The organism is Curtobacterium sp. BH-2-1-1 (assembly GCF_001806325.1).
Taxonomy (GTDB): Bacteria; Actinomycetota; Actinomycetes; order Actinomycetales; family Microbacteriaceae; genus Curtobacterium.
The window spans coordinates 2,609,093-2,628,122 of sequence record NZ_CP017580.1; the positions used below are offsets into that span (position 1 = coordinate 2,609,093).

Here is a 19,030-nt window from a genome sequence, read left to right on the forward strand (position 1 = left end):
ACGGGCGGAGTGTCGGAACATGCGCACGCAGAGGATGCGCGGGCACAATGCGACAACACGCGTGTCGATCGACCGGCGGAGTGTCGAATCCACGGTGCGAGACGCACGCACGGGAGGCGCGGGCCGACCCGTGTGGGTCGACCCGCGCCTCCTGGGTGGTCGCGTCGTGCCTACGCGCGGTGCGCCGGCGGGTGCCCCGACTCGTGCGCGTTCGCGTCCGGCTCCACGGGGAGCGCGTGCGACCCGGTGTGGGTGCTCTCGTGCCCACCGGCCGGGTGCGACCGCTCGAGCTTGGCGCCCTCGACGTCGACGTCCGGCACGATCCGGTCGAGCCACTTCGGGAACCACCACGCGCTCTCGCCGAGCAGGTGCATCGCGGCCGGGATGAGCAGCATCCGGACGACGAACGCGTCGACCAGCACACCGAACGCCAGGCCGAAGCCGATCGGCTTGATGGTGGAGGAGTCCGAGAAGATGAAACCCGCGAACACCGAGATCATGATGATCGCGGCCGCCGTGACCACTGCGCGACCGGCGTGCAGGCCTCGCTGGACCGCGACCTTCGCCGAGGCTCCGTGGGCGTACGCCTCGCGCATGCCCGACACCAGGAAGAGCTGGTAGTCCATCGCGAGCCCGAACAAGATGCCGATCTCGATGATGGGCAGGAAGCTCAGGATCGGTGCGGGGTCGTGCACCCCGAAGACGCTGCCGAGCCAGCCCCACTGGTAGATCGCGGTCAGGCCACCGAACGACGCCAGGACGGACAGGATGAAGCCGGCCGTCGCGGTGATCGGCACGAGGAACGACCGGAACACGATGATGAGGATGATCAGCGACAGGCCGACGACCACCACGAGGTAGAGGGGCAGCACGTTCGAGAGCTTCTCGGACACGTCGATGTTGGCGGACGCGTTGCCGGCGACCCCGAGCGTGACCTTCCCGTCGTCGGTGGAGACGGTCTGCTCGCGGAGGTCCTTCACGAGGGTCTCGGTCGAGACGCTGTCCGGGCCACCGGCGGGCTTCACCTGGAACGCGATGATGTCGCGGTCCTTCGATGCGCCGATCGGCAGGACGGCCTTCACGTCGTCGTTCTTCGCGATCGCTTCACCGATGGTGACCTCGGTCGCGGTGACGTCGTCCTCGCTGACCGAGTCCGGCAGGGTGGCGACCACGAGGAGCGGCCCGTTCTGGCCGGCACCGAACTCGTCGTCGAGGGCCTTGTACGCCTTGTACTGGCTGGACTCCACGGACTCGGACGCACCCGTCGGCAGGCCGAGGCGCATCTGCGTGGCGGGCAGGGCGATGGTGCCGAGCACCGCGACGCCGGCGACGAGCGTGATGACCGCGCGCCAGGTCGACATCGGCTTGTTCGGGACGCGGGTCGAGTCGGTGTTGCCGATCTTCGCGCGCTCCTTCTTCCGGAGGATCCGCATGCCGATGAGCGACAGCAGCGCCGGGGTGAAGGACGTCGCGATGAGGATCGCGAAGAACACGGCGACGGCACCGACCGTGCCCATCAGACCGAGGAACGGGATGCCCGTGATGTTCAGGGCGAGCAGCGCGACGATGACGGTCGCGCCGGCGAAGACCACGGCGTTGCCGGAGGTCCCGTTCGCGAGCCCGATGGACTCGTGCACGCCCATGCCCTGCTTCAGCTGGGTCCGGTGTCGGTTGAGGATGAAGAGCGAGTAGTCGATGCCGACCGCCAGGCCCAGCATCACCCCCAGCACCGGCGTGACCGAGATGAACTCGACGAGGCTCGAGAACGACAGGGCCGCGAGGGACGCGACGCCGACGCCGAGCACGGCGGAGACGAGCGGGACGGCGGCGCCGATGATCGTGCGGAGCATGAGGAACAGCACGATCGCGGCGATGATCACGCCGCCGATCTCACCGGGGCCGAGGATCGACGGGACGCCCTGGGCGATGTCGTTCGAGACGTACACGTCGACGCCGCTGATGTCGGCCGCCTCGGCGTCGTCCGCGATCTGGGTCTTCGTGTCGGCCGGGACCTCGTAGGTCGACTTCGTGAACTGCACGGTGCCGATGACGGCGATGCCGTTCGACGACACGAAGCGGATGTCCTTCGACAGGTCCAGCAGCTTGGAGCCCTGCTCGAGCTCCTGCTCGCTGTCGTCGAGCTTCTTCGTGTTGTCGTCGATCTTCTGCTGTGCGGCCTCGATCTGCTGCTCGCCCGAGGTGATCTGCTGCTGCTGCGCGTCGATCTGTGCCTGTGCCTGGGCGAGCTGAGTCTGGGCGGCCGCCGCCGCGGCACCTCCCGCTGCCTCGGCCTGGGCCTTCTGTGCGTTCAGCTGGGCCTGCGCGCTGGCGATCTGCTCCTTGCCGGACGCCAGCTGCGACTTCTGCGCGTCGAGCTCCTTCTGGCCGCTCTCGATCTGCGCACGACCGTCGGTGATCTGCTCGCGGCCGTCGACGATCTTCTGCCGCTGGTCGTCGAGCTGCTGCTGGGTCTCGAACCCGCTCGTGGCGCCCTTGACGCCGTCGAGCTTCTCGACCTTCTGCAGGAAGTCGGCGACGTCGGACTTCTGGGCGTCGCTGAAGGCCTTGCCGTTCGTCGTCTCGAAGACGATCGTGCCGGTGCCGCCGTTCGCGGACGGGAACTTGTCGGCGAGCTCGTCCTGCACCTGGCTCGTCTTGGTGTTCGGGATCGTGATCGACGACGAGATGGTGCCGGCGAAGAGCGAGTACGTGACACCCGCGATGCCCATGATCACCACCCACGCGATGATCACGAGCCAGTGGCGTCGTGCGGAGAACCGTCCGAGACGGTAGAGGAGACCGGCCATGCGGTTGCCCCGATCCTTTCGTTGTCAGCTGCTGTGGAGCGGGGTGCGCCGGTGGACCCCTGGGAGGGAAGTGTCAGTCGTCGGCCATGTAGCCGCTGCGGACGCTGTGCACGAGTCGTGCGAGCAGGGCGTCCCAGTCGTCGAGCGCGTCCTGGTCGAGGCGGGGCCCGGTCGTCGTGAGCCAGTGCTCGGCGATCACGACGATCCCGCTCATCAGGGACTCGACGAGGAGTGCGGCGTCGAGGGCGTCGGCGGCCGGGTGGCGTCGGGCGACCTCGTCGCGGAGTCGTTCGGTGACCCGTGCGAAGGCGGTCTGGGTGAGCACCGCGGCCTTGGGGTCGTCCTTGCCGGGGTCGCCGAGGATCCGGTACATCCCGGCGATCGCGGGCGCCAGGTCGGCACCGCGGGCGGCGGACTCGAGCTCGTCGAACATCGACGACCGGCTACCGTCGCCGACCGGGGTCTTCGCCATGTCGGCGAGGAAGCGGTCGATGATGACCGAGAGCTCCTGCTCGCAGACGGCCAGCAGGACCTCGTCGAGGGACCCGAAGTGGTTGAACACGGTCCGGCGGGCGATGTCGGCCCGTGAGGCGAGGTCCTCGACGCTGAACCCACGGCCCCCGCGCTCCTCGACGAGGTCGCGGGCGGCCTGCAGGATCGCCGCACGGTGCTTCGCCTTGAGGGCAGCACGGCGGTCGATCGACAGGGTCACGGCCACGACACTAGGTGCATCGATGCACTCGGTGCAACGACGTGGAGAGCATCTTCAGGTACGTACCCCGGCAGGAACCGTGGTTCTGAACAGATGTGCACGTGGTTGACTGGGCGAGCACGTCCGCCGTACGAAGGAGTACCCGATGCCCGTCCGTCTGTCCCCGCAGCACCTCGACGAGATCGCCGCGAGCGGTGTCGCCGTCCCGAGCTACGACCGCGACGGGATCACCGCCGGCATCGTGCACTTCGGCGTCGGCGGCTTCCACCGGGCGCACCAGGCGATGGTGATCGACCGGCTGCTCCAGCAGGGCGAGGCCCGCGAGTACGGCATCTGCGGCGTCGGCGTGCTCGAGCAGGACCGTCGGATGGCCACGGCGATGGCCGAGCAGGGCGGGCTGTACACGCTCGTGCTCAAGCACCCCGACGGCACCCGCGAGTCCCGTGTCATCGGCAGCATCGTCGACTACCTGCTCGCCGTCGACGACCCCGACGCCGTCGTCGAGAAGATGGCGCACCCGGACACCCGGATCGTCAGCCTGACCATCACCGAGGGTGGCTACAACTTCGACCACGTCACCGGCGAGTTCGTCGCCGACGAGCCGGGCGTCGCGGCCGACCTGCGCGGCGACGGCCCGCCGCACACCGTGTTCGGACTCGTCGTCGAGGCCCTGCGGCGCCGGCGGGACCGTGGGCTGGAGCCCTTCACCGTGATGTCCTGCGACAACATCCAGGGGAACGGGCACGTCGCCCGCGAGATGTTCACCGCCTACGCCCGGCTGCAGGACCCGGCGTTCGCCGACTGGATGGACGAGCACGTCTCGTTCCCGAACTCGATGGTCGACCGCATCACCCCGGTCACCGCCGACGAGGACCGCGCCTGGGTCCGGGACGAGCTCGGCATCGAGGACGCCTGGCCGGTCGTCGCCGAACCGTTCTTCCAGTGGGTGCTCGAGGACGACCACCCCGCGGGCCGCCCGCCGTACGAGCAGGCCGACGTCCAGATCGTCGACGACGTCGAGCCGTACGAGCTCATGAAGTTGCGGCTGTTGAACGCGAGCCACCAGGGCCTGTGCTACTTCGGGTACCTGTCCGGGTACCGCTACGCGCACGAGGCCACGCAGGACCCGGCGATCGCGACCTTCCTGCGCCGGTACATGGACGAGGAGGGCACGCCGACCCTGCACCCGGTGCCCGGCATCGACCTCGAGGACTACAAGTCCACCCTCATCGAGCGCTTCCAGAACCCCGAGGTCCGCGACACCCTCGCCCGGCTCTGCGCCGAGTCGAGCGACCGCATCCCGAAGTGGCTGCTGGCGGTGGTGCGCGAGAACCTCGCCGCCGACCGACCCGTCACCCTGTCCGCGGGCATCGTGGCATCGTGGGCACGCTACGACGAGGGCACCGACGAGTCCGGCGAGCCGATCCAGATCGTCGACCGGCTGGCAGAGCCGTTGCACCGCATCGCGCTCACGCAGCGGGACGACCGGCTCGCCTTCATCCGGAACCGCCAGGTCTTCGGGGACCTCGTGGACGACGACCGGTTCGTCACGGCCTACCGCGACGCCCTCGACGGGCTGATCGCGGACGGTGCCCACGCGACGGTGACGCGCCTGTCGCGTTCCTGAGACGCGACCGGAGACGGTCCAGGAGGCGCGGTGCCAGTCCGCACCGCGCCTCCTGGCCCGTCCCGTGGTGCGTCCAGGGCGCTAGGGTCGCGTCGTGAACCGGACCGACCGCCTGTACGCGCTCGTCGAGGAGCTGCGCGCGGCGGCACCCGCCCTGCGGAGCGCTCGTCGCCTGGCCGAACACTTCGGGGTGAGCGTCCGCACCGTCGAACGGGACCTGCGCGCGCTGCAGGAGGCCGGCCTCCCGATCTGGTCCGAGCCCGGACGCACCGGCGGGTACACCATCGACGCCCGCGCGACGCTCCCGCCCCTCGGGCTCACGGTGGACGAGGCGCTCGCCGTGGCGATCGGCCTCGGGACCCTCGGTGCGAGCCCCTTCCGCGACGCCGCCAGGAGCGCAGCGCGCAAGGTCACCGCGGTCCTCGCCGAGGACGACGCCCGACGGACGGCCCGACTCGCGGCACGGGTGCTCCTGCTCGAGGCGGGGGACCGGACTCCGGGACCCGTCGCACTCGCGGGGGCGCTCACCGGCGGACGCGTGGTGCGGATGCGGTACCGGGACGCGACCGGCACCGAGACCGACCGCACGGTCGAGCCGCTCGGGTACGTCGGCAAGGGCGAGGACTGGTACCTCGTCGCCTGGTGCCGACTGCGCGACGGGGTCCGGGCGTTCCGCGGCGACCGGGTGCTTGCCGTCGAGGAGACGGACGAGGTCGCGCCGCCGCGGGTCGTCCGGACCGAGGAGCTCGACATCCCGCACGGGGTGCTCCGACCCGTCCTCGGGGACTGACGGACCGATCCGCGGAAACGCCGACAGGACGGTGTCGCGGACGGCGAGGATGCTCGACCCCGGGTGGCCACGGTGGTCACCCGGGAAGGCACACCGTGGAGTTCGCATCGATCCGCATCATCACCGACGACCTGGACGGGATGGTGGCGTTCTACGAGCGCGTCACCGACACCACCGCCCGACGTCCGGCTCCGGTCTTCGCGGAGATCGTGACCGGCGGCCTCGTGCTCGCGCTCGGGACGCCGGCGACGGTCGCGGTGCTCGGCGTCGACGCGCCCCGGGCGGGTGCGGCGGGCAGCGCGATCGTCGAGTTCCTCGTGGCGGACGTGGACGCGACGTTCGACCGCCTGCAGGTGGGTCCCGCCGACGTGGTGCTGCCGCCGACGACGATGCCGTGGGGCAACCGGTCCGCGATCCTCCGGGACCCGGACGGCACGCTGGTGAACCTGTTCAGCCGTCCTGCGTGACCGTTCCGGTTCGCCGATCCCGGGGATCGCGACCCGCCACGGTCAGCGCTCGTCGTCGTCCCACGGCACCGGCGTGGTCGTGCCCGTCTCCCAGTCGCGGCGGAGCACGCCGTAGCCGACCGAGGCGACGGGGCGTCCGCCCTCGACAGGCCAGCCCTCGCGGTAGTGCGCCTCCTTCACCCAGCCGGCGCGGACGAACACGCGCCGCATCGCGACGTTGTCCTCGCGCGTCTGCCCCTCGAAGCGCGTGACCTCGGGCAGGGTGCGGAACACGTGGTCGGTCGTCGCGCGGAGTGCCGGGACGCCGAGGCCCTGCCCGCGGAACCGGCCGGCGATCCGGAGGTCGAAGAGCGGGACGGGGTCGGCCAGGTCCTCGAGCCGGACGATCCCGACGCGGCCGAGCTCGGCGTGCTCCAACCAAGAGGTGTCGTGCTCGTCGTCGCGGTAGGCACCGGCGTCGACGGCGGCCTCGGCGTCGGCGCGGGGGATGGTGCGCCGGACGTGGAACGGGAACTCCTCGCCGGTGAGGAACGCGATCAGGTCGGCGCGGTCGGCGCCGGTCGGGTCGAGCCGGACGAGTGAGACGGAGGACATGGCGATCAGGGTAGCGGCGTCGTGCTCAGCGGCGTCGTGTTCAGCGGGGGAGCGAGGCGGCCCAGCGGCCGATCGCGTCGTAGGCGCGCTCGCGGACCTCGGGGGCGGAGAGCACGACGTCGTGCACCGCGCCGTGCAGGCGTCGGACCGTGACTTCGCTGCCGAGGGACAGGGCGCGGTGCGCGACGACGTCCACGTTGAGCGCGACGTCCGCCCGCGCCATCCCGTCGTCCCACCGGGGTTGCAGCATGCTCTTGTCGCTGAGGAGGACGAGCACGGGCACCTCGAGGTCGAGTCCCGCCTCGACCGTGGCCTGGCCGTCGAACACCGCGGCGAGCCAGTTCGGGTGCAGGGGGAAGCCCCGGTCGGGTCGCCACTGCTGGTCGTACGTCCACGAGCCCTCGCCCGCGGCGGACACCGTGCGGGTGTAGAAGCCCGGGTCGACGGCGGGCATCGGCGCGAGCGGGTTCCGACGGGCGCCGAGCTTGATGACCGGCGCCACGATCGCACGGCCGACCGCGCTCGCCTGGAACTCGAGCCACGGGCTGTTCAAGATGAGACCGTCGACCCGGTCGGCGTGCCGGGCCGCCCACAGCGACAGGGTCAGACCGCCGGTCGAGTGGCCCATCGGCACGAGCCGACGACCGGTCTCACCGTGGTGCTCCGCGGCGATGGCGTCGAGCGCGGCGGCGATGTCCTCGTCGTAGGTGGCGAGGTCGTCGACGTTCCCCGGGGTCTGCCGCGGTCGCAGGCTCCGCCCGTACTTGCGCAGGTCGAGGGCGTGGAACCGGGCACCGAGCCGCTCGACGCGCTCCGCGAGCTCGACCTGGAAGAAGTAGTCCGACCAGCCGTGCACGTACAGCACGTCGACGCCGTGCAGCGGACCGCGTGCGTGCAGCAGGAGGTCCGCAGCGGATCGGCGTCGTCGGACGAGCGTCGCCACCACCGGTCCCTCGTGGTCCTCGCCGAGCGGGAGCTCGAGGCGCTCGAACGGCGCTCCGAGGACGTCCTCGCGCCACCCGTGGTCCGCCATCCGTCGAGCGTATCCGGAGCCCCTCCGCGTGGTACCGGGGTACCACGCAGCGCGCCCGGAGATCGGTTCCGGTGCCGATGTGCGGGCGGGTGCGGTCTCCGTACCGTTGCCGCATGATCGAGATCCAGAACCTGACGAAGCGCTACGGCGAGAAGGTCGCCGTCGACGACGTGTCGTTCACCGTCCGCCCCGGGGTGGTCACCGGTTTCCTCGGCCCGAACGGAGCCGGCAAGTCCACGACCATGCGGGCCGTGATGGGCCTCGACAGCCCGACCTCGGGCAGCGCCGTGGTCGACGGGCGCCCGTACCGCGAGCTCCGCGACCCGCTCCGCCGCGTCGGGGCGCTGCTCGAGGCGAAGGCCGTGCACAAGGGCCGCAGCGCCTACGACCACCTGCGCGCCCTCGCCGCGACGCACCGGATCCCGAAGGCCCGGGTCGAGGAGGTCATCGGCATGACCGGTCTCGAGCGGGTCGCGAAGCAGCGAGTCGGTGGGTTCTCCCTCGGCATGGGGCAGCGGCTCGGCATCGCCGCGGCGCTCCTCGGCGACCCGCAGACGCTCATCCTCGACGAGCCGGTCAACGGCCTCGACCCCGAGGGCGTCGTGTGGGTGCGGCAGCTCGCCCGGAGCCTCGCCGCCGAGGGCCGTGCGGTCTTCATCTCGAGCCACCTGATGAGCGAGATGGCGCTGACCGCGGACCGCATCGTCGTGATGGGCCGCGGCCGGGTCCTCGCCGACACGGACCTCGCCGACCTCGTCGCGTCCTCGACCGAGCGCTCCGTCTCCGTCCGGACGCCGGAGCCCGACCGGCTCATGACCGCCATCGCCGGTCCGGACGTCACGGTGACGTACGAGGACGACGGCGCACTGCACGTGCGCGGACTCGGCGCGGAACAGATCGGCGAGGCGGCCGCTGCGTCCGGGATCGTCCTGCACCGGCTGGCCTCCACCGAGGCGAGCCTCGAGCAGGCGTACCTCGAGCTCACGCACGACGAGGTCGAGTACCGGTCGGAGGTCGCACGATGAGCGCCACGATGACGACGGACCGGCCCCGCACGCTGCACCAGCACGACGCCGCACGCGTCCGGTTCTCGGGCGTGCTGCACTCCGAGTGGATCAAGCTGCGGTCCCTCCGCTCCACGATCTGGAGCCTGCTCGTCCTCGTCCTCGTGCCGATCGGCATCGGCGTCCTGCTCGCCTCGCTGGCGGACGACGGGGGCCGCACCGTCACCGGGGACGCCGCCCGGAACGCGCTCGTGCAGTACAGCACCAGCGGTGCGACGATCGCCGTCCTGGTCGTGGCCGTCATCGGCGCCCTCGTCGTGACCGGCGAGTACGGCACCGGCATGATCCGGTCGACGTTCTCGGCGGTGCCCCGGCGGTGGGAGGCGCTCGCCGCGAAGGGCATCGTGCTCGCCGCGACCGTGTTCGTCACGAGCGCCGTCAGCGTGTGGGCGACGGCGTTCACGACGCTGCCGATCGCCGACGCGAACGGGGTCGAGGCCTCGCTCGACGCCAGCGTCGCGATGCCGCTGCTCGGTGCGTCGGTGTACCTGACCCTCATCGCGCTGCTCGCCTTCGCCGTGGGCGTCGTGCTGCGCTCCACCGCGGGGGCGATCGCCACCGTGCTCGGGCTCATGCTGGTGGCCCCGGTGGTGGTCCAGCTCGTGCAGGGGTTCACGAACGCGACCTGGCTCGGCACGCTGAACAACCTGCTCCCGCAGAACGCCGGGCAGCCGCTCATGCAGTTCGGCGCCGAGGACACCTCGGGCTGGCACGACGGCGTCCTAGCCTTGGGAGGGTGGAGCGGATTCGCGGTGCTGGCGGCCTGGGTGGTCGCGGCGTCGGTGACGGCACTCGTCCTGGCGCAGAAGCGGGACGCGTGACGATGACCGAACCCGTCCCCGGCGCCGTGCACGACGGCGCCGGGGACCTCACGCTGCCCGTCGCACCCGGGCGGATCCGGCGCTGGTGGGCCGGACACCCGCGTGCGGCGGACGTCCTGCTCATCCTGTTCTGGGGCGGCCCCGAGGTCGCCTTCGCGATCGGCGGTGTCTGGCGCGCGGACTCCTCGGTCACGAACACGGTCGTGGTGCTGGTCCTCGTCGGCATCGCGGTCGCCGGCATCCCGTTCCGTCGGACCCGGCCGCAGGTCACGGTCGTGGCCGGGCTCGTGTCCGTCGTCGCGATGGCGTGGACCGAGGCGGGGTACTCGCCGATGCTGTTCGCCGCATTCGCCGCGTGCGTGTGGTGGTCGCGGGCAGCGGGGTGGTGGAGCATCGCCGTCGCGTCCGTGCTCGGTGCGGCGGCCACCGCGGTCCGGGTGTGGGTCGTGGCCCCGGGATCGGGTGGACTCGGCGAGGTGTTCGCACCCGCGCTGCCGGCCTTCCTGGTCATCGCGGTGCTGATCGGCACGACGACCGGGGACCGCCGCCGCTACACCGAGGCGCTCATCGACCGGGCACGCCAGCTCGCCCGCGAGCGCGATCAGCAGGCCCGGCTCGCCGCGGCAGCCGAACGCGCACGGATCGCCCGCGAGATGCACGACATCGTGTCGCACTCGGTCACGGTCATGGTCCGACTGGCCGAGGGCGCCGCGGCGGGGCTGCCGGACGACGACCCGTCCGCGACGGCGATGCGCGGCGTCGCGGACGTCGGCCGGAGCGCGATGACCGACATGCGGCGCATGCTCGGTGTGCTGTCCGAGCCGGGCGCCGGCAGCGGCGGCGCCGACGCTGCGGACTCCCTCGCCCCGCAGCCGGCCGTCCGTGACCTCCCGCAACTCGTCGACGGCTTCCGCGCGCTCGGCACCCCCGTCACGCTCGAGGTCGCCGGTGGTCCGCCGGACGACGACGCCCTGCAGCTCGCGGTCTACCGCATCGTCCAGGAGGCCCTCACGAACGTCGTGCGGTACGCCCCTCGTGCCCGCGCGGTGACCGCCACCGTGACCACCTCGTCCGACGAGGTCGTCGTCACCGTGACGGACGACGCTCGACGGACCGCCCCCGCACCGCAGATCGGTACCGGGCGTGGGCTCGTGGGCATCCGCGAGCGCGTGCACGCCCTCGGCGGCAGCGTCCACGCCGGTCCGCGCCCCGCGGACGGCTGGGAGGTCCGGGCGACGATCCCGGTCCGGAAGGAGGCCTGAGTGATCCGCGTCGCGATCGTCGACGACCAGCAGCTCATCCGCACGGGGTTCCGGCTCCTGCTCGACGCCCAGCCCGACATCGAGGTGGTCGGCGAGGCCGAGGACGGCGCCGCCGGCGTCCAGCTGGCACGCGCCCACCACCCGGACGTCGTGCTCATGGACGTCCGCATGCCCCGCGTCGACGGGGTCACCGCGACCGCCGCGATCGTCGAGCAGCTCCCCGACACCCGCGTGCTCGTGCTCACGACGTTCGACCTCGACGAGTACGCGTTCGGCGGGTTGCGAGCGGGGGCGAGCGGGTTCCTCCTCAAGGACATCAGCTCCGCGCAGCTGCTCGACGCGATCCGTGCCGTGGCCTCGGGTGAGGCGGTCGTCTCACCCCGCGTCACGCAGCGGATGCTCGACCTGTTCGGCACCCGGCTGCCGGATCCGGGGGACGGCGGCCCGGACCCCGCGGCCGCGCTCACACCCCGGGAACGGGACGTGCTGCTCGCGATGGCGCGGGGACTGTCGAACCAGGAGATCGCGTCGTCGCTGCACACGAGCGAGTCGACGGTGAAGACGCACGTCGGCCGGGTCCTCGCGAAGCTCGGCCTGCGGGACCGCGTGCACGCGGTCATCTTCGCCTACGAGCACGGCCTCCTGTAACGATCCGTACCGCCTCGGGACCTTCCCAGCCGCCGTGACGGACTTCCCCGGGGAAGTCCCGGCTGTCGTCCGACCTCGGCTGGGACGCTCCGGGAACCGCAGCAGCGGTGATCCACACGAGGGGGAGGCCCAGGGGATGACGTTCAGACGTGCAGGAGGAGCCGCGCTCGGCTTCGTCGGCGGGAGTGTGCTCGCCGGGTTGCTGGTCGGGGTCGGCGTGACGCCGGTGCTGGCGGTGGCCGGGGTGGGGACGACCTCGGCGATCGGGGTCTTCGACTCGATGCCCGAGTACATCGAGATCGGTGAGCTGCCGCAGCGCAACGAGGTCTGGGCGTACCGCGGCGGGAAGCCGGTGCACCTGGCGAACGTCTGGGCGCAGAACCGGCAGGAGCTCAGCCTCGACCAGATCAGCGACACCCTCGAGCACGCCGCCGTCGACGGCGAGGACAAGCGCTTCTACGAGACCGGCGGCGTCGACGCGACGAGCATGGTCCGGTCCCTCGTGAGCGTGGTCGCCGCGGGCGGCAAGGGCGGCTCCGGCGGGTCGACCATCACGATGCAGCTGGTGCGGAACATCAAGATCCTGCAGGCGAGCGAGCTCCCGACGGCCGAGGAGCGGGACGCCGCGTACAAGGAGGCGACGAAGCGTTCCGCGCAGCGCAAGCTCGCCGAGATGAAGCTGGCGATCGGCCTCGCGAAGGAGTACTCGAAGCAGGAGATCCTGTCGGCGTACCTCAACATCGCGTACTTCGGCGACCAGACGTACGGGGTGCAGGCCGCCGCGCAGCGCTACTACGGCAAGGACGCCACCGACCTGTCCCCGGCCGAGGCCGCGTCGCTCGTCGCGATCGTGCAGTGGCCGGAGCGGCGGGACCTGTCGCGCCCGAGCCACTACGCCGACAACGTCGCCCGCCGCGACGTCATCCTCCGGTCGATGCACGACCAGGGGCACCTGAGCCGCGCCGAGCTCACCGAGGCACTGGCGTCGAAGCCGGCCGAGTACGTCCGCCTGACGCCCCCGCAGCAGGGGTGCGAGGCCGTCGCCCGCGGCGCGGAGTTCTTCTGCCAGTACGCGGTCGAGGCCGCTCGGGAACTGCCGCAGCTCGGCCCGACGCAGGACCGCCGCGACGACGCCTGGCGGAAGGGCGGCTACCGCGTGCAGACGACCCTCGACCTCGACCTGAACGGGCAGCAGAAGGCGCTGCTCGACCGCTACGACCCGGCCACCGAGTCCCGGTTCGCACTCGGCGCCACGCTGGACACGGTCGAGGCCGGCACCGGTCGGGTCCTGACGATGGCGCAGAACAAGGACTACGACCGCTCGTCGAACGCCCCCGCGAGCGCGACCTCGCTGAACTACGCGACCGACGAGGCGAACGGCGACTCGACCGGGTTCCAGGTCGGCTCGACCTACAAGATGTTCACGCTCCTGCAGTGGCTGGCCGCCGGCAAGAGCCCGGACGCGGTCGTCGACGGCACCCGGCACGGGCGGAGCTCGTGGACGCAGTGCGGGCAGACGATCGACTCGTACTGGAACCCGAAGAACGACTCGCCGGGGCAGACCGGCCGCTTCACGGTCCGCGCGGCGACGGCGCAGTCGGTGAACGCCGCCTACGCGTCGATGGCCGAGCAGCTCGACCTGTGCGACATCCGCGACACCGCGGCGGCGCTCGGCGTGCACCCGGCGACCGGGGGAGCCCTGCCGGCGAACCCCGCGGCCGTGCTCGGCACGACGAGCATCGCGCCGCTCACCATGGCGGCCGCGTACGCCGGCGTCGCGAACGGCGGCGTGTACTGCGCGCCGGTCGTCATCGACCAGGTGACCTCGCGGGACGGCGAGCAGCTCGGCGGCCAGCAGCGCTCGTGCCGGCAGGCGGTCCCCACCGCCGTCGCGACCACCGCGTTCGAGGTCATGCAGGGCGCGTTCCGCGGCGGTACCGCGAACGGCGGGCAGACCCCGGACGGTGCGACGGTGTTCGGCAAGACAGGCACGACCGACGACGCCGACCAGATCTGGCTCATCGGCGGGACGACCCGCGCGGTGACGGCCTACTGGCAGGGGAACACCGACGGTGGGAAGGCGAACCTGCGCCACTTCGACAACGTCGAGGGGACGTACGCGAGCACCCGTGCCGCCGTGTGGCGGCAGGCGCAGACGGCGGTCAACGCGGCGGTGCCCGTGGGGTGAGCTGCAGCGGACGAACGACGGGAGGCGCGGTGCCAGCCGGCACCGCGCCTCCCGTCCGTCGTCCGGTGGCGACTAGGACAGCTTCTTGCTGTCCTCGAGCCAGCCCGCGAGCTGCTGCATGTAGCCGGCCTGCGACGCGTAGTCGAGCGCCGGGAAGGTCCAGCTGTGCACCTGGCCGGCCTCGAGCGCCGCGTTGTCGGCGAACGTCGGCTGCTTCTCGAGGTCGGCGACCTGGTAGCCCTGCTGCGACAGCAGGATCACGTCACCGGAGATCTGCCCGGCGTTCTCCCACGAGTAGATGCCCCAGTAGAAGCCCTTGGGCTTCGGGTTCACGAAGTCGACGCCGAAGGACGTGTACATCTGCAGCGTCGGCTCGTCGCTCGGGCGGGTGACGTAGGCGCCGTCGCCGTCGGCGTACATCGAGACGACCGAGAGGTCGGACGCCTTCGCGGCCTTCTCGAGGTCGTCCGCTGCGGTCTCGAAGCGGTCCTCGGCCTCGTCGACCGTGGACTCCTTCGCACCGAGCGACTCGGCGAGGTCGGCGATCGTCTTGATGACGTCCTCGCCCTTGCCGCCCCACTTGACCTGGGCGACCGGAGCGATCGCCTGGACCTGCTTCTGCTGTTCCTTGTCCTTGAAGCCGTAGCCCGGCTGGGTGGTGTCGAGCGTGCCCTTCTCGTCCGTCGGGTAGACCGAGGTGACGACGAGGTCGGGCTTCAGCGCGGCGAGCTGCTCGAGGTCGATGTCGCCGTAGGCCTCGCCGAGCTGCGTGATGCCGTCGGTGTCGAGGTCGTCGAAGCGGGCGTCCTTCGCCATGGTGAGCTGCCCGAAGGTGCCGACCGGCTTGAGCCCGTACTCGATGAACGAGATCGCGATGTCGTTGAGCACGACGATGCGCTTCGGGGTGTGGTCGACCTTGACGGTCGTGCCGGTGGCGTCCTTGTACGACCAGGCGCCGTCGGCTGCGGCGCTGCTGCCGCTGCCGGCGCTGTCGTCGGAGCTGTTCGTGCTGGAGCAGCCGGCGAGGAGGAGGGCCGAGACGGCCACGGAGGTCACGAGGGCGGCGCGGAAGGAGCCGCGGCGGAAGGTCTTCACGTTAGGAGAGGCTAACCTAAGTTGAGCGCGCCCGCCAGTTCGTCGTGGCGGACCACATCGTGCTCGTCGGCCTCGGGGACGATCATCGGGGCCCCGGTCACCGGGTCGGCGACGACGCGGGCGTGCAACCCGAACGCGCGTTCCAGCAGCTCCGGCGTGAGGACGTCCGCCGGGGTGCCGTCCGCTGCGACACCGCCCTCGTGCAGGACCACGAGCCGGTCCGAGTACCGGGCCGCCAGCGTCAGGTCGTGCAGGACCATGACCACGGTCGATCCCTGTTCGCGGTTGAGGCGCCGGACCAGCCGGAGGACCTCGAGCTGGTGCGCCAGGTCGAGGTAGGTCGTCGGTTCGTCCAGCAGGAGCGTCTCGGCCTGCTGGGCGACCACGAGCGCGATCCAGGCGCGCTGCCGCTGCCCGCCCGACAGGCTCGCGACGTCCCGGTGCGCGACCTCGGTCAGACCGGTCGCCGCGATGGCCTGCTCGGCGACGTCGGCGTCGTCGGCGGTCCACGGCTTCGCCCACGACTGGTGCGGGTTCCGGCCGCGCATCACCAGGTCGAGGACGCTCGTGCCGGCCGGGGCCACGGGGGACTGCGGGAGGATCGCGAGCTTCTTCGCGACCGCTCGGTTCGACTCCCGGCGGATCGGGGTCCCGTCGAGGTGGACCTCGCCGGCCTGGGGCTTGAGCACCCGGCCGAAGGCCTTGAGGAGCGTGGACTTCCCGCAGCCGTTCGCGCCGAGGAACGTCGTGACGGTGCCCCGCTCGATCCGCAGGTCGAGGTCGGAGAGGACGGGGTGCCGGTCGTAGCCGACCGCGAGCCCGCGGGCCTCGAGCACGGGGACGGTGGCGTCGGTCGTGGTGTCCGGGGTGGGGGTCATCGGGACATCTCCTTGCGGTGACGGATGAGGAGCCAGATCAGGTACGGGGCGCCGATCACGGTCGTGATGATGCCGACCGGCACCTGCCACGGGAACGCCGACCGGGCGAGCAGGTCCGCGGCGAGGACGAGGGCGGCACCGAGCGCTCCGGCGAGCAGCAGGGGTGGACGGTTCGTGCCGGCGAGCCGGAGCCCGACCTGCGGGACGACGAACGCGACGAAGCCGACCGGGCCGGCCGCGGCGACGGCGGCGGCGGTCAGGACGACCGCGAGCGCGATCACGACGAGTCGGTGTCGCTGCACGGCCAGGCCGACCCCGGTCGCGACCTCGTCGCCGAGCTGCCCGATGCCGAGTGCGGCGCTCGTGGCCAGGGCCAGGGGGACGGCGATCGCGGCGACCACGAGCAGCGGCCAGACGCTCGACCACGAGGTGCTCGACAGGCTGCCGACGAGCCACTGCGAGGCCGCCGCTGCCGCCGTGATCTTCGCGCGGACGAGCAGGTAGCTCGTGACGGCGTCGAGCGTGGCGCTCACCCCGATGCCGACGAGGATCAGCCGGTAGCTCTGCACGCCGCCGCGCCACCCGAACCCGTACACCGCCGCGGCCGCGAGGAGCGCACCGATCGTCGCGGCCACCGGGATGCCCCCGCCGAGGACGATCGCCGAGACCGAGTACGACCCGCCGCCGAGCACGATCGCGGCCACCGCTCCGACGCTCGCGCCGGACGTCACCCCGATGATGTCGGGCGTCCCGAGGGGGTTCCGCGTGAAGGTCTGGGTGAGGGCGCCGGCGACGCCGAGGGTCAGGCCGACGAGTGCGCCGGTGAGGACGCGGGGGAGGCGCAGGGTGGAGACGATGAAGGCGTCCGGCCCCGTCTCGAGCCCGAACAGCGAGCGGAGGACCGTGACCGGGGCGATCCAGGTCGAGCCGATCGCGACACCGAGGACGACCAGGACGCCGACGGCACCGAGCGCTGCGACCGTGTACCAGAAGACGCGGGGGCGCCAGGCGAGCCCGACGGGACCGACCACGACGCCGCGACGGCGCGTGCGCGCCTGCTCCGCCGCGCTCACAGCGACACCAGCGATCGGCGACGTGCGACGGCGACGAAGACGGGCCCGCCGATGACGGCCAGGACGATGCCGACCTCCACCTCGGCGAAGCCGCCGATCAGGCGACCGACCACGTCCGCGAGCACGACGAGCGCCGCACCCACGAGCGCGGACACCGGCAGGGTCCAGCGGTGCCCCGTGCCGACGAGTGCCCGGGCGACGTGCGGCACCGTGAGGCCGACGAACCCGATCGGGCCCGCGGCGGCGGTCGCCCCGGCGGCGAGGAGCGTGATGCCGCCGAGTCCGACGAGCCGCGCGACGAGCACGTTCTCGCCGAGGCCCTTCGCCAGGTCCGTCCCGAGCCCGAGTGCGTCGAGCGCCCGCACGTTCAGCACGGCGAGCACGAGTCCGACGACGAGGAACGGCCAGACCGCTCCGAGCACGTCGAGCTGCCGTGCCGCGAGCGACCCGACGACCCACAGCCGGTACGCGTCGAGCGAGTCCTGGTCGGTGAGCACCACGAACGACGTCAGGGCACCGAGCAGCGCCGAGACCGCGGCGCCGGCGAGGGCGAGGGGCACCGGGCTCGCGGTCCCGCTGCCCGCGATCGTCACCGAGAACACGACCACGCTCGCCACGAGGGCCCCGACGAGCGCGAACCACACCGTGGCGCCCGTGCTCGTGATGCCGAACACGTAGACGCCGATCACGACCGCGAGGCCGGCACCGGACGAGACGCCGAACAGGCCCGGGTCGGCGAGGGGGTTCCGGGTGTGCCCCTGCATGAGCAGGCCCGCGATCCCGAGCGCCGCTCCGACCGCGGCACCGATGAGGGTCCGGGGGATGCGGGAGCCCCAGACGATCGCCTCGTCCGTGCTGCTGCCGGTGCGCATGAGCCCGTCGAGGACCCGGTCGGCGCCGATCCGGTTGCTGCCGAGGAGCAGGCTCGCGACCGCCACCAGGGCGAGCACCCCGACGAGCGCGACGATCACCAGGGCCCGACGTCGGACGGCGGTTCGGTGCACGCCGAGCGCGTCGGTCGGACGCGTGGCGGGGGCCTCCCGGACGGGAGCCAGGGTGGGGATGGGGGCTGGCACGGAGATCATCTTAGGTTAGCCTTGCCTCATGGCGAAGATCCCGCGGCTCCTGCCCGAGAACCCCCGGCTCTTCCGCGCGCGGGTCGTCCGCACCGACCGGGTCACCCCGTCGATGCACCGCGTCACGGTCACCGGCGACGACCTGCACGAGTTCCGGTACCTCGGGTTCGACCACTGGTTCCGCCTGTTCGTGCAGCGCCCGGACCAGGACGCCTTCCGGATGCCCGACCTCGACGGCACGAAGTGGTGGCCGACCTACCTCGCCATCCCCGAGGACGTCCGCCCGCACTGCGCGAACTACACCGTCGCGGCCTTCCGCCGGCTCGCCGACGGCACACCCGAACTCGACGTCGACTTCGTCGTGCACACCGACGCGGACGGCACCCCCGAGGGTCGCGCAGCCATCTGGGCCTGCGACGCCCGCCCCGGTGACGAGCTCGCGATGCTCGACCAGGGCTGCATCTTCGACTGCCCGCCCGACACGAGCGAGGTGCTGGTCGCCGCCGAGGAGACCGGGCTCCCCGGGGTCGTCGGCATCGCCGCCTCGCTCCCGCGCGACGCGGTCGGCCGCATCATCCAGGAGGTCCCGTCCAGAGGCGACGTCCGCCCTCTCGACGCACCCGCGGGTGTCACCGTCACGTGGATCGTCCGCGACGAGGTCGCCCCGCACACGGTCCCCGGTCGGGCGGCGCTCGCCGAGCTCCAGCGGCACGTCCCGGCCGACGACCGCGGGTACGCTTTCGTGGTGGGCGAGTCGACGCTCGCGACGGAGGGACGTCGACACCTGCACCGTGCCGGGCTGCCGAAGTCCCGGATCACGTTCTCCGGCTTCTGGAAGGACCAGGCCCGCGAGTCCGTCTCCGCCTGACCCGGCTCCTGTTCGGCACGCCCGATC

17 protein-coding genes are annotated in these 19,030 nt (G+C 72.0%); 9 read left to right on the top strand and 8 right to left on the bottom strand.

What is annotated here, in order from left to right; all coding sequences use genetic code 11:
* Nucleotides 1–170 precede the first annotated feature (170 nt).
* Together BJK06_RS12500 and BJK06_RS12505 are read right to left on the bottom strand one after the other, a co-directional pair.
* A complete protein-coding gene (locus BJK06_RS12500) occupies nt 171–2,807 on the bottom strand; it encodes an MMPL family transporter (protein WP_070418167.1) in 2,637 nt (878 codons plus the stop codon).
* 73 nt (nt 2,808–2,880) lie between these two features.
* A complete protein-coding gene (locus BJK06_RS12505) occupies nt 2,881–3,519 on the bottom strand; it encodes a TetR/AcrR family transcriptional regulator (protein ID WP_139219791.1) in 639 nt (212 codons plus the stop codon).
* Nucleotides 3,520–3,664: 145 nt separating this feature from the next.
* On the opposite strand from BJK06_RS12505, the gene BJK06_RS12510 reads away from it, so the two are divergent.
* The 3 genes from BJK06_RS12510 to BJK06_RS12520 all read left to right on the top strand — a co-directional run bounded on the left by BJK06_RS12510 (nt 3,665) and on the right by BJK06_RS12520 (nt 6,403).
* On the top strand, nt 3,665–5,146 hold the full coding sequence (locus tag BJK06_RS12510) for a mannitol dehydrogenase family protein (protein ID WP_070418169.1): 1,482 nt from the start codon (nt 3,665–3,667) through the stop codon (nt 5,144–5,146).
* A gap of 94 nt (nt 5,147–5,240) precedes the next feature.
* Nucleotides 5,241–5,936, top strand: a complete 696-nt coding sequence (locus tag BJK06_RS12515; protein ID WP_070418170.1) for a YafY family protein — start codon at nt 5,241–5,243, stop codon at nt 5,934–5,936.
* Between the two features lie 95 nt (nt 5,937–6,031).
* The gene (locus BJK06_RS12520; protein WP_070418171.1) at nt 6,032–6,403 is read left to right on the top strand and encodes a VOC family protein; all 372 of its coding nucleotides are present in this window, start codon (nt 6,032–6,034) and stop codon (nt 6,401–6,403) included.
* Nucleotides 6,404–6,445: 42 nt separating this feature from the next.
* Here BJK06_RS12520 and BJK06_RS12525 read toward each other — a convergent pair whose 3' ends face one another.
* A complete protein-coding gene (locus BJK06_RS12525; protein WP_070418172.1) occupies nt 6,446–6,997 on the bottom strand; it encodes a GNAT family N-acetyltransferase in 552 nt (183 codons plus the stop codon).
* Between the two features lie 40 nt (nt 6,998–7,037).
* The gene (locus tag BJK06_RS12530) at nt 7,038–8,030 is read right to left on the bottom strand and encodes an alpha/beta hydrolase (protein ID WP_070418173.1); all 993 of its coding nucleotides are present in this window, start codon (nt 8,028–8,030) and stop codon (nt 7,038–7,040) included.
* A 113-nt stretch (nt 8,031–8,143) separates the two neighbouring features.
* Here BJK06_RS12530 and BJK06_RS12535 point away from each other — a divergent pair, with 113 nt between their 5' ends.
* The 5 genes from BJK06_RS12535 (at nt 8,144) to BJK06_RS12555 (ending at nt 14,013) form a co-directional block, all read left to right on the top strand.
* On the top strand, nt 8,144–9,055 hold the full coding sequence (locus BJK06_RS12535) for an ABC transporter ATP-binding protein (RefSeq protein WP_070418174.1): 912 nt from the start codon (nt 8,144–8,146) through the stop codon (nt 9,053–9,055).
* The gene (locus tag BJK06_RS12540; protein ID WP_083295234.1) at nt 9,052–9,915 is read left to right on the top strand and encodes an ABC transporter permease subunit; all 864 of its coding nucleotides are present in this window, start codon (nt 9,052–9,054) and stop codon (nt 9,913–9,915) included. The genes BJK06_RS12535 and BJK06_RS12540 overlap by 4 nt, the downstream gene beginning before the upstream one ends.
* A 2-nt stretch (nt 9,916–9,917) precedes the next feature.
* Entirely contained in the window at nt 9,918–11,177 is a 1,260-nt protein-coding gene (locus BJK06_RS18280; protein ID WP_156794853.1) for a sensor histidine kinase, read from the top strand.
* Nucleotides 11,178–11,825, top strand: a complete 648-nt coding sequence (locus BJK06_RS18645) for a response regulator transcription factor (protein ID WP_070418175.1) — start codon at nt 11,178–11,180, stop codon at nt 11,823–11,825.
* A 136-nt stretch (nt 11,826–11,961) separates the two neighbouring features.
* The gene (locus tag BJK06_RS12555; protein ID WP_070418176.1) at nt 11,962–14,013 is read left to right on the top strand and encodes a transglycosylase domain-containing protein; all 2,052 of its coding nucleotides are present in this window, start codon (nt 11,962–11,964) and stop codon (nt 14,011–14,013) included.
* 72 nt (nt 14,014–14,085) lie between these two features.
* On the opposite strand, the gene BJK06_RS12560 is transcribed toward BJK06_RS12555, so the two are convergent.
* Genes BJK06_RS12560 through BJK06_RS12575 form a run of 4 tightly spaced genes read right to left on the bottom strand, consistent with a single transcriptional unit; the run spans nt 14,086 to nt 18,135 of the window.
* On the bottom strand, nt 14,086–15,108 hold the full coding sequence (locus tag BJK06_RS12560; protein WP_070418177.1) for an ABC transporter substrate-binding protein: 1,023 nt from the start codon (nt 15,106–15,108) through the stop codon (nt 14,086–14,088).
* 11 nt (nt 15,109–15,119) lie between these two features.
* Nucleotides 15,120–15,986, bottom strand: coding sequence for an ABC transporter ATP-binding protein (locus tag BJK06_RS12565; RefSeq protein WP_070418178.1), 867 nt, complete (start codon nt 15,984–15,986; stop codon nt 15,120–15,122).
* Nucleotides 15,983–17,059: an iron chelate uptake ABC transporter family permease subunit gene (locus BJK06_RS12570; protein WP_258027636.1), complete on the bottom strand. Its 1,077-nt coding sequence runs from the start codon at nt 17,057–17,059 to the stop codon at nt 15,983–15,985. Before BJK06_RS12570 ends, BJK06_RS12565 begins: the two co-directional genes overlap by 4 nt.
* Complete coding sequence (locus BJK06_RS12575; protein WP_258027637.1) at nt 17,056–18,135, bottom strand: iron ABC transporter permease; 1,080 nt, start codon at nt 18,133–18,135, stop codon at nt 17,056–17,058. Before BJK06_RS12575 ends, BJK06_RS12570 begins: the two co-directional genes overlap by 4 nt.
* A 28-nt stretch (nt 18,136–18,163) precedes the next feature.
* On the opposite strand from BJK06_RS12575, the gene BJK06_RS12580 reads away from it, so the two are divergent.
* The gene (locus tag BJK06_RS12580) at nt 18,164–19,003 is read left to right on the top strand and encodes a siderophore-interacting protein (RefSeq protein WP_070418179.1); all 840 of its coding nucleotides are present in this window, start codon (nt 18,164–18,166) and stop codon (nt 19,001–19,003) included.
* Nucleotides 19,004–19,030 lie beyond the last annotated feature (27 nt).

What these genes read in the sequence shown, in the direction of transcription:
- BJK06_RS12500 (WP_070418167.1), bottom strand. Translation starts at nt 2,807, where the DNA reads ATGGCCGGTCTCCTCTACCGTCTCGGACGGTTCTCCGCACGACGCCAC.
- BJK06_RS12510 (WP_070418169.1), top strand. Translation starts at nt 3,665, where the DNA reads ATGCCCGTCCGTCTGTCCCCGCAGCACCTCGACGAGATCGCCGCGAGC.
- BJK06_RS12525 (WP_070418172.1), bottom strand. Translation starts at nt 6,997, where the DNA reads ATGTCCTCCGTCTCACTCGTCCGGCTCGACCCGACCGGCGCCGACCGC.
- BJK06_RS12530 (WP_070418173.1), bottom strand. Translation starts at nt 8,030, where the DNA reads ATGGCGGACCACGGGTGGCGCGAGGACGTCCTCGGAGCGCCGTTCGAG.
- BJK06_RS12535 (WP_070418174.1), top strand. Translation starts at nt 8,144, where the DNA reads ATGATCGAGATCCAGAACCTGACGAAGCGCTACGGCGAGAAGGTCGCC.
- BJK06_RS12540 (WP_083295234.1), top strand. Translation starts at nt 9,052, where the DNA reads ATGAGCGCCACGATGACGACGGACCGGCCCCGCACGCTGCACCAGCAC.
- BJK06_RS18280 (WP_156794853.1), top strand. Translation starts at nt 9,918, where the DNA reads ATGACCGAACCCGTCCCCGGCGCCGTGCACGACGGCGCCGGGGACCTC.
- BJK06_RS12555 (WP_070418176.1), top strand. Translation starts at nt 11,962, where the DNA reads ATGACGTTCAGACGTGCAGGAGGAGCCGCGCTCGGCTTCGTCGGCGGG.
- BJK06_RS12565 (WP_070418178.1), bottom strand. Translation starts at nt 15,986, where the DNA reads ATGACCCCCACCCCGGACACCACGACCGACGCCACCGTCCCCGTGCTC.
- BJK06_RS12580 (WP_070418179.1), top strand. Translation starts at nt 18,164, where the DNA reads ATGGCGAAGATCCCGCGGCTCCTGCCCGAGAACCCCCGGCTCTTCCGC.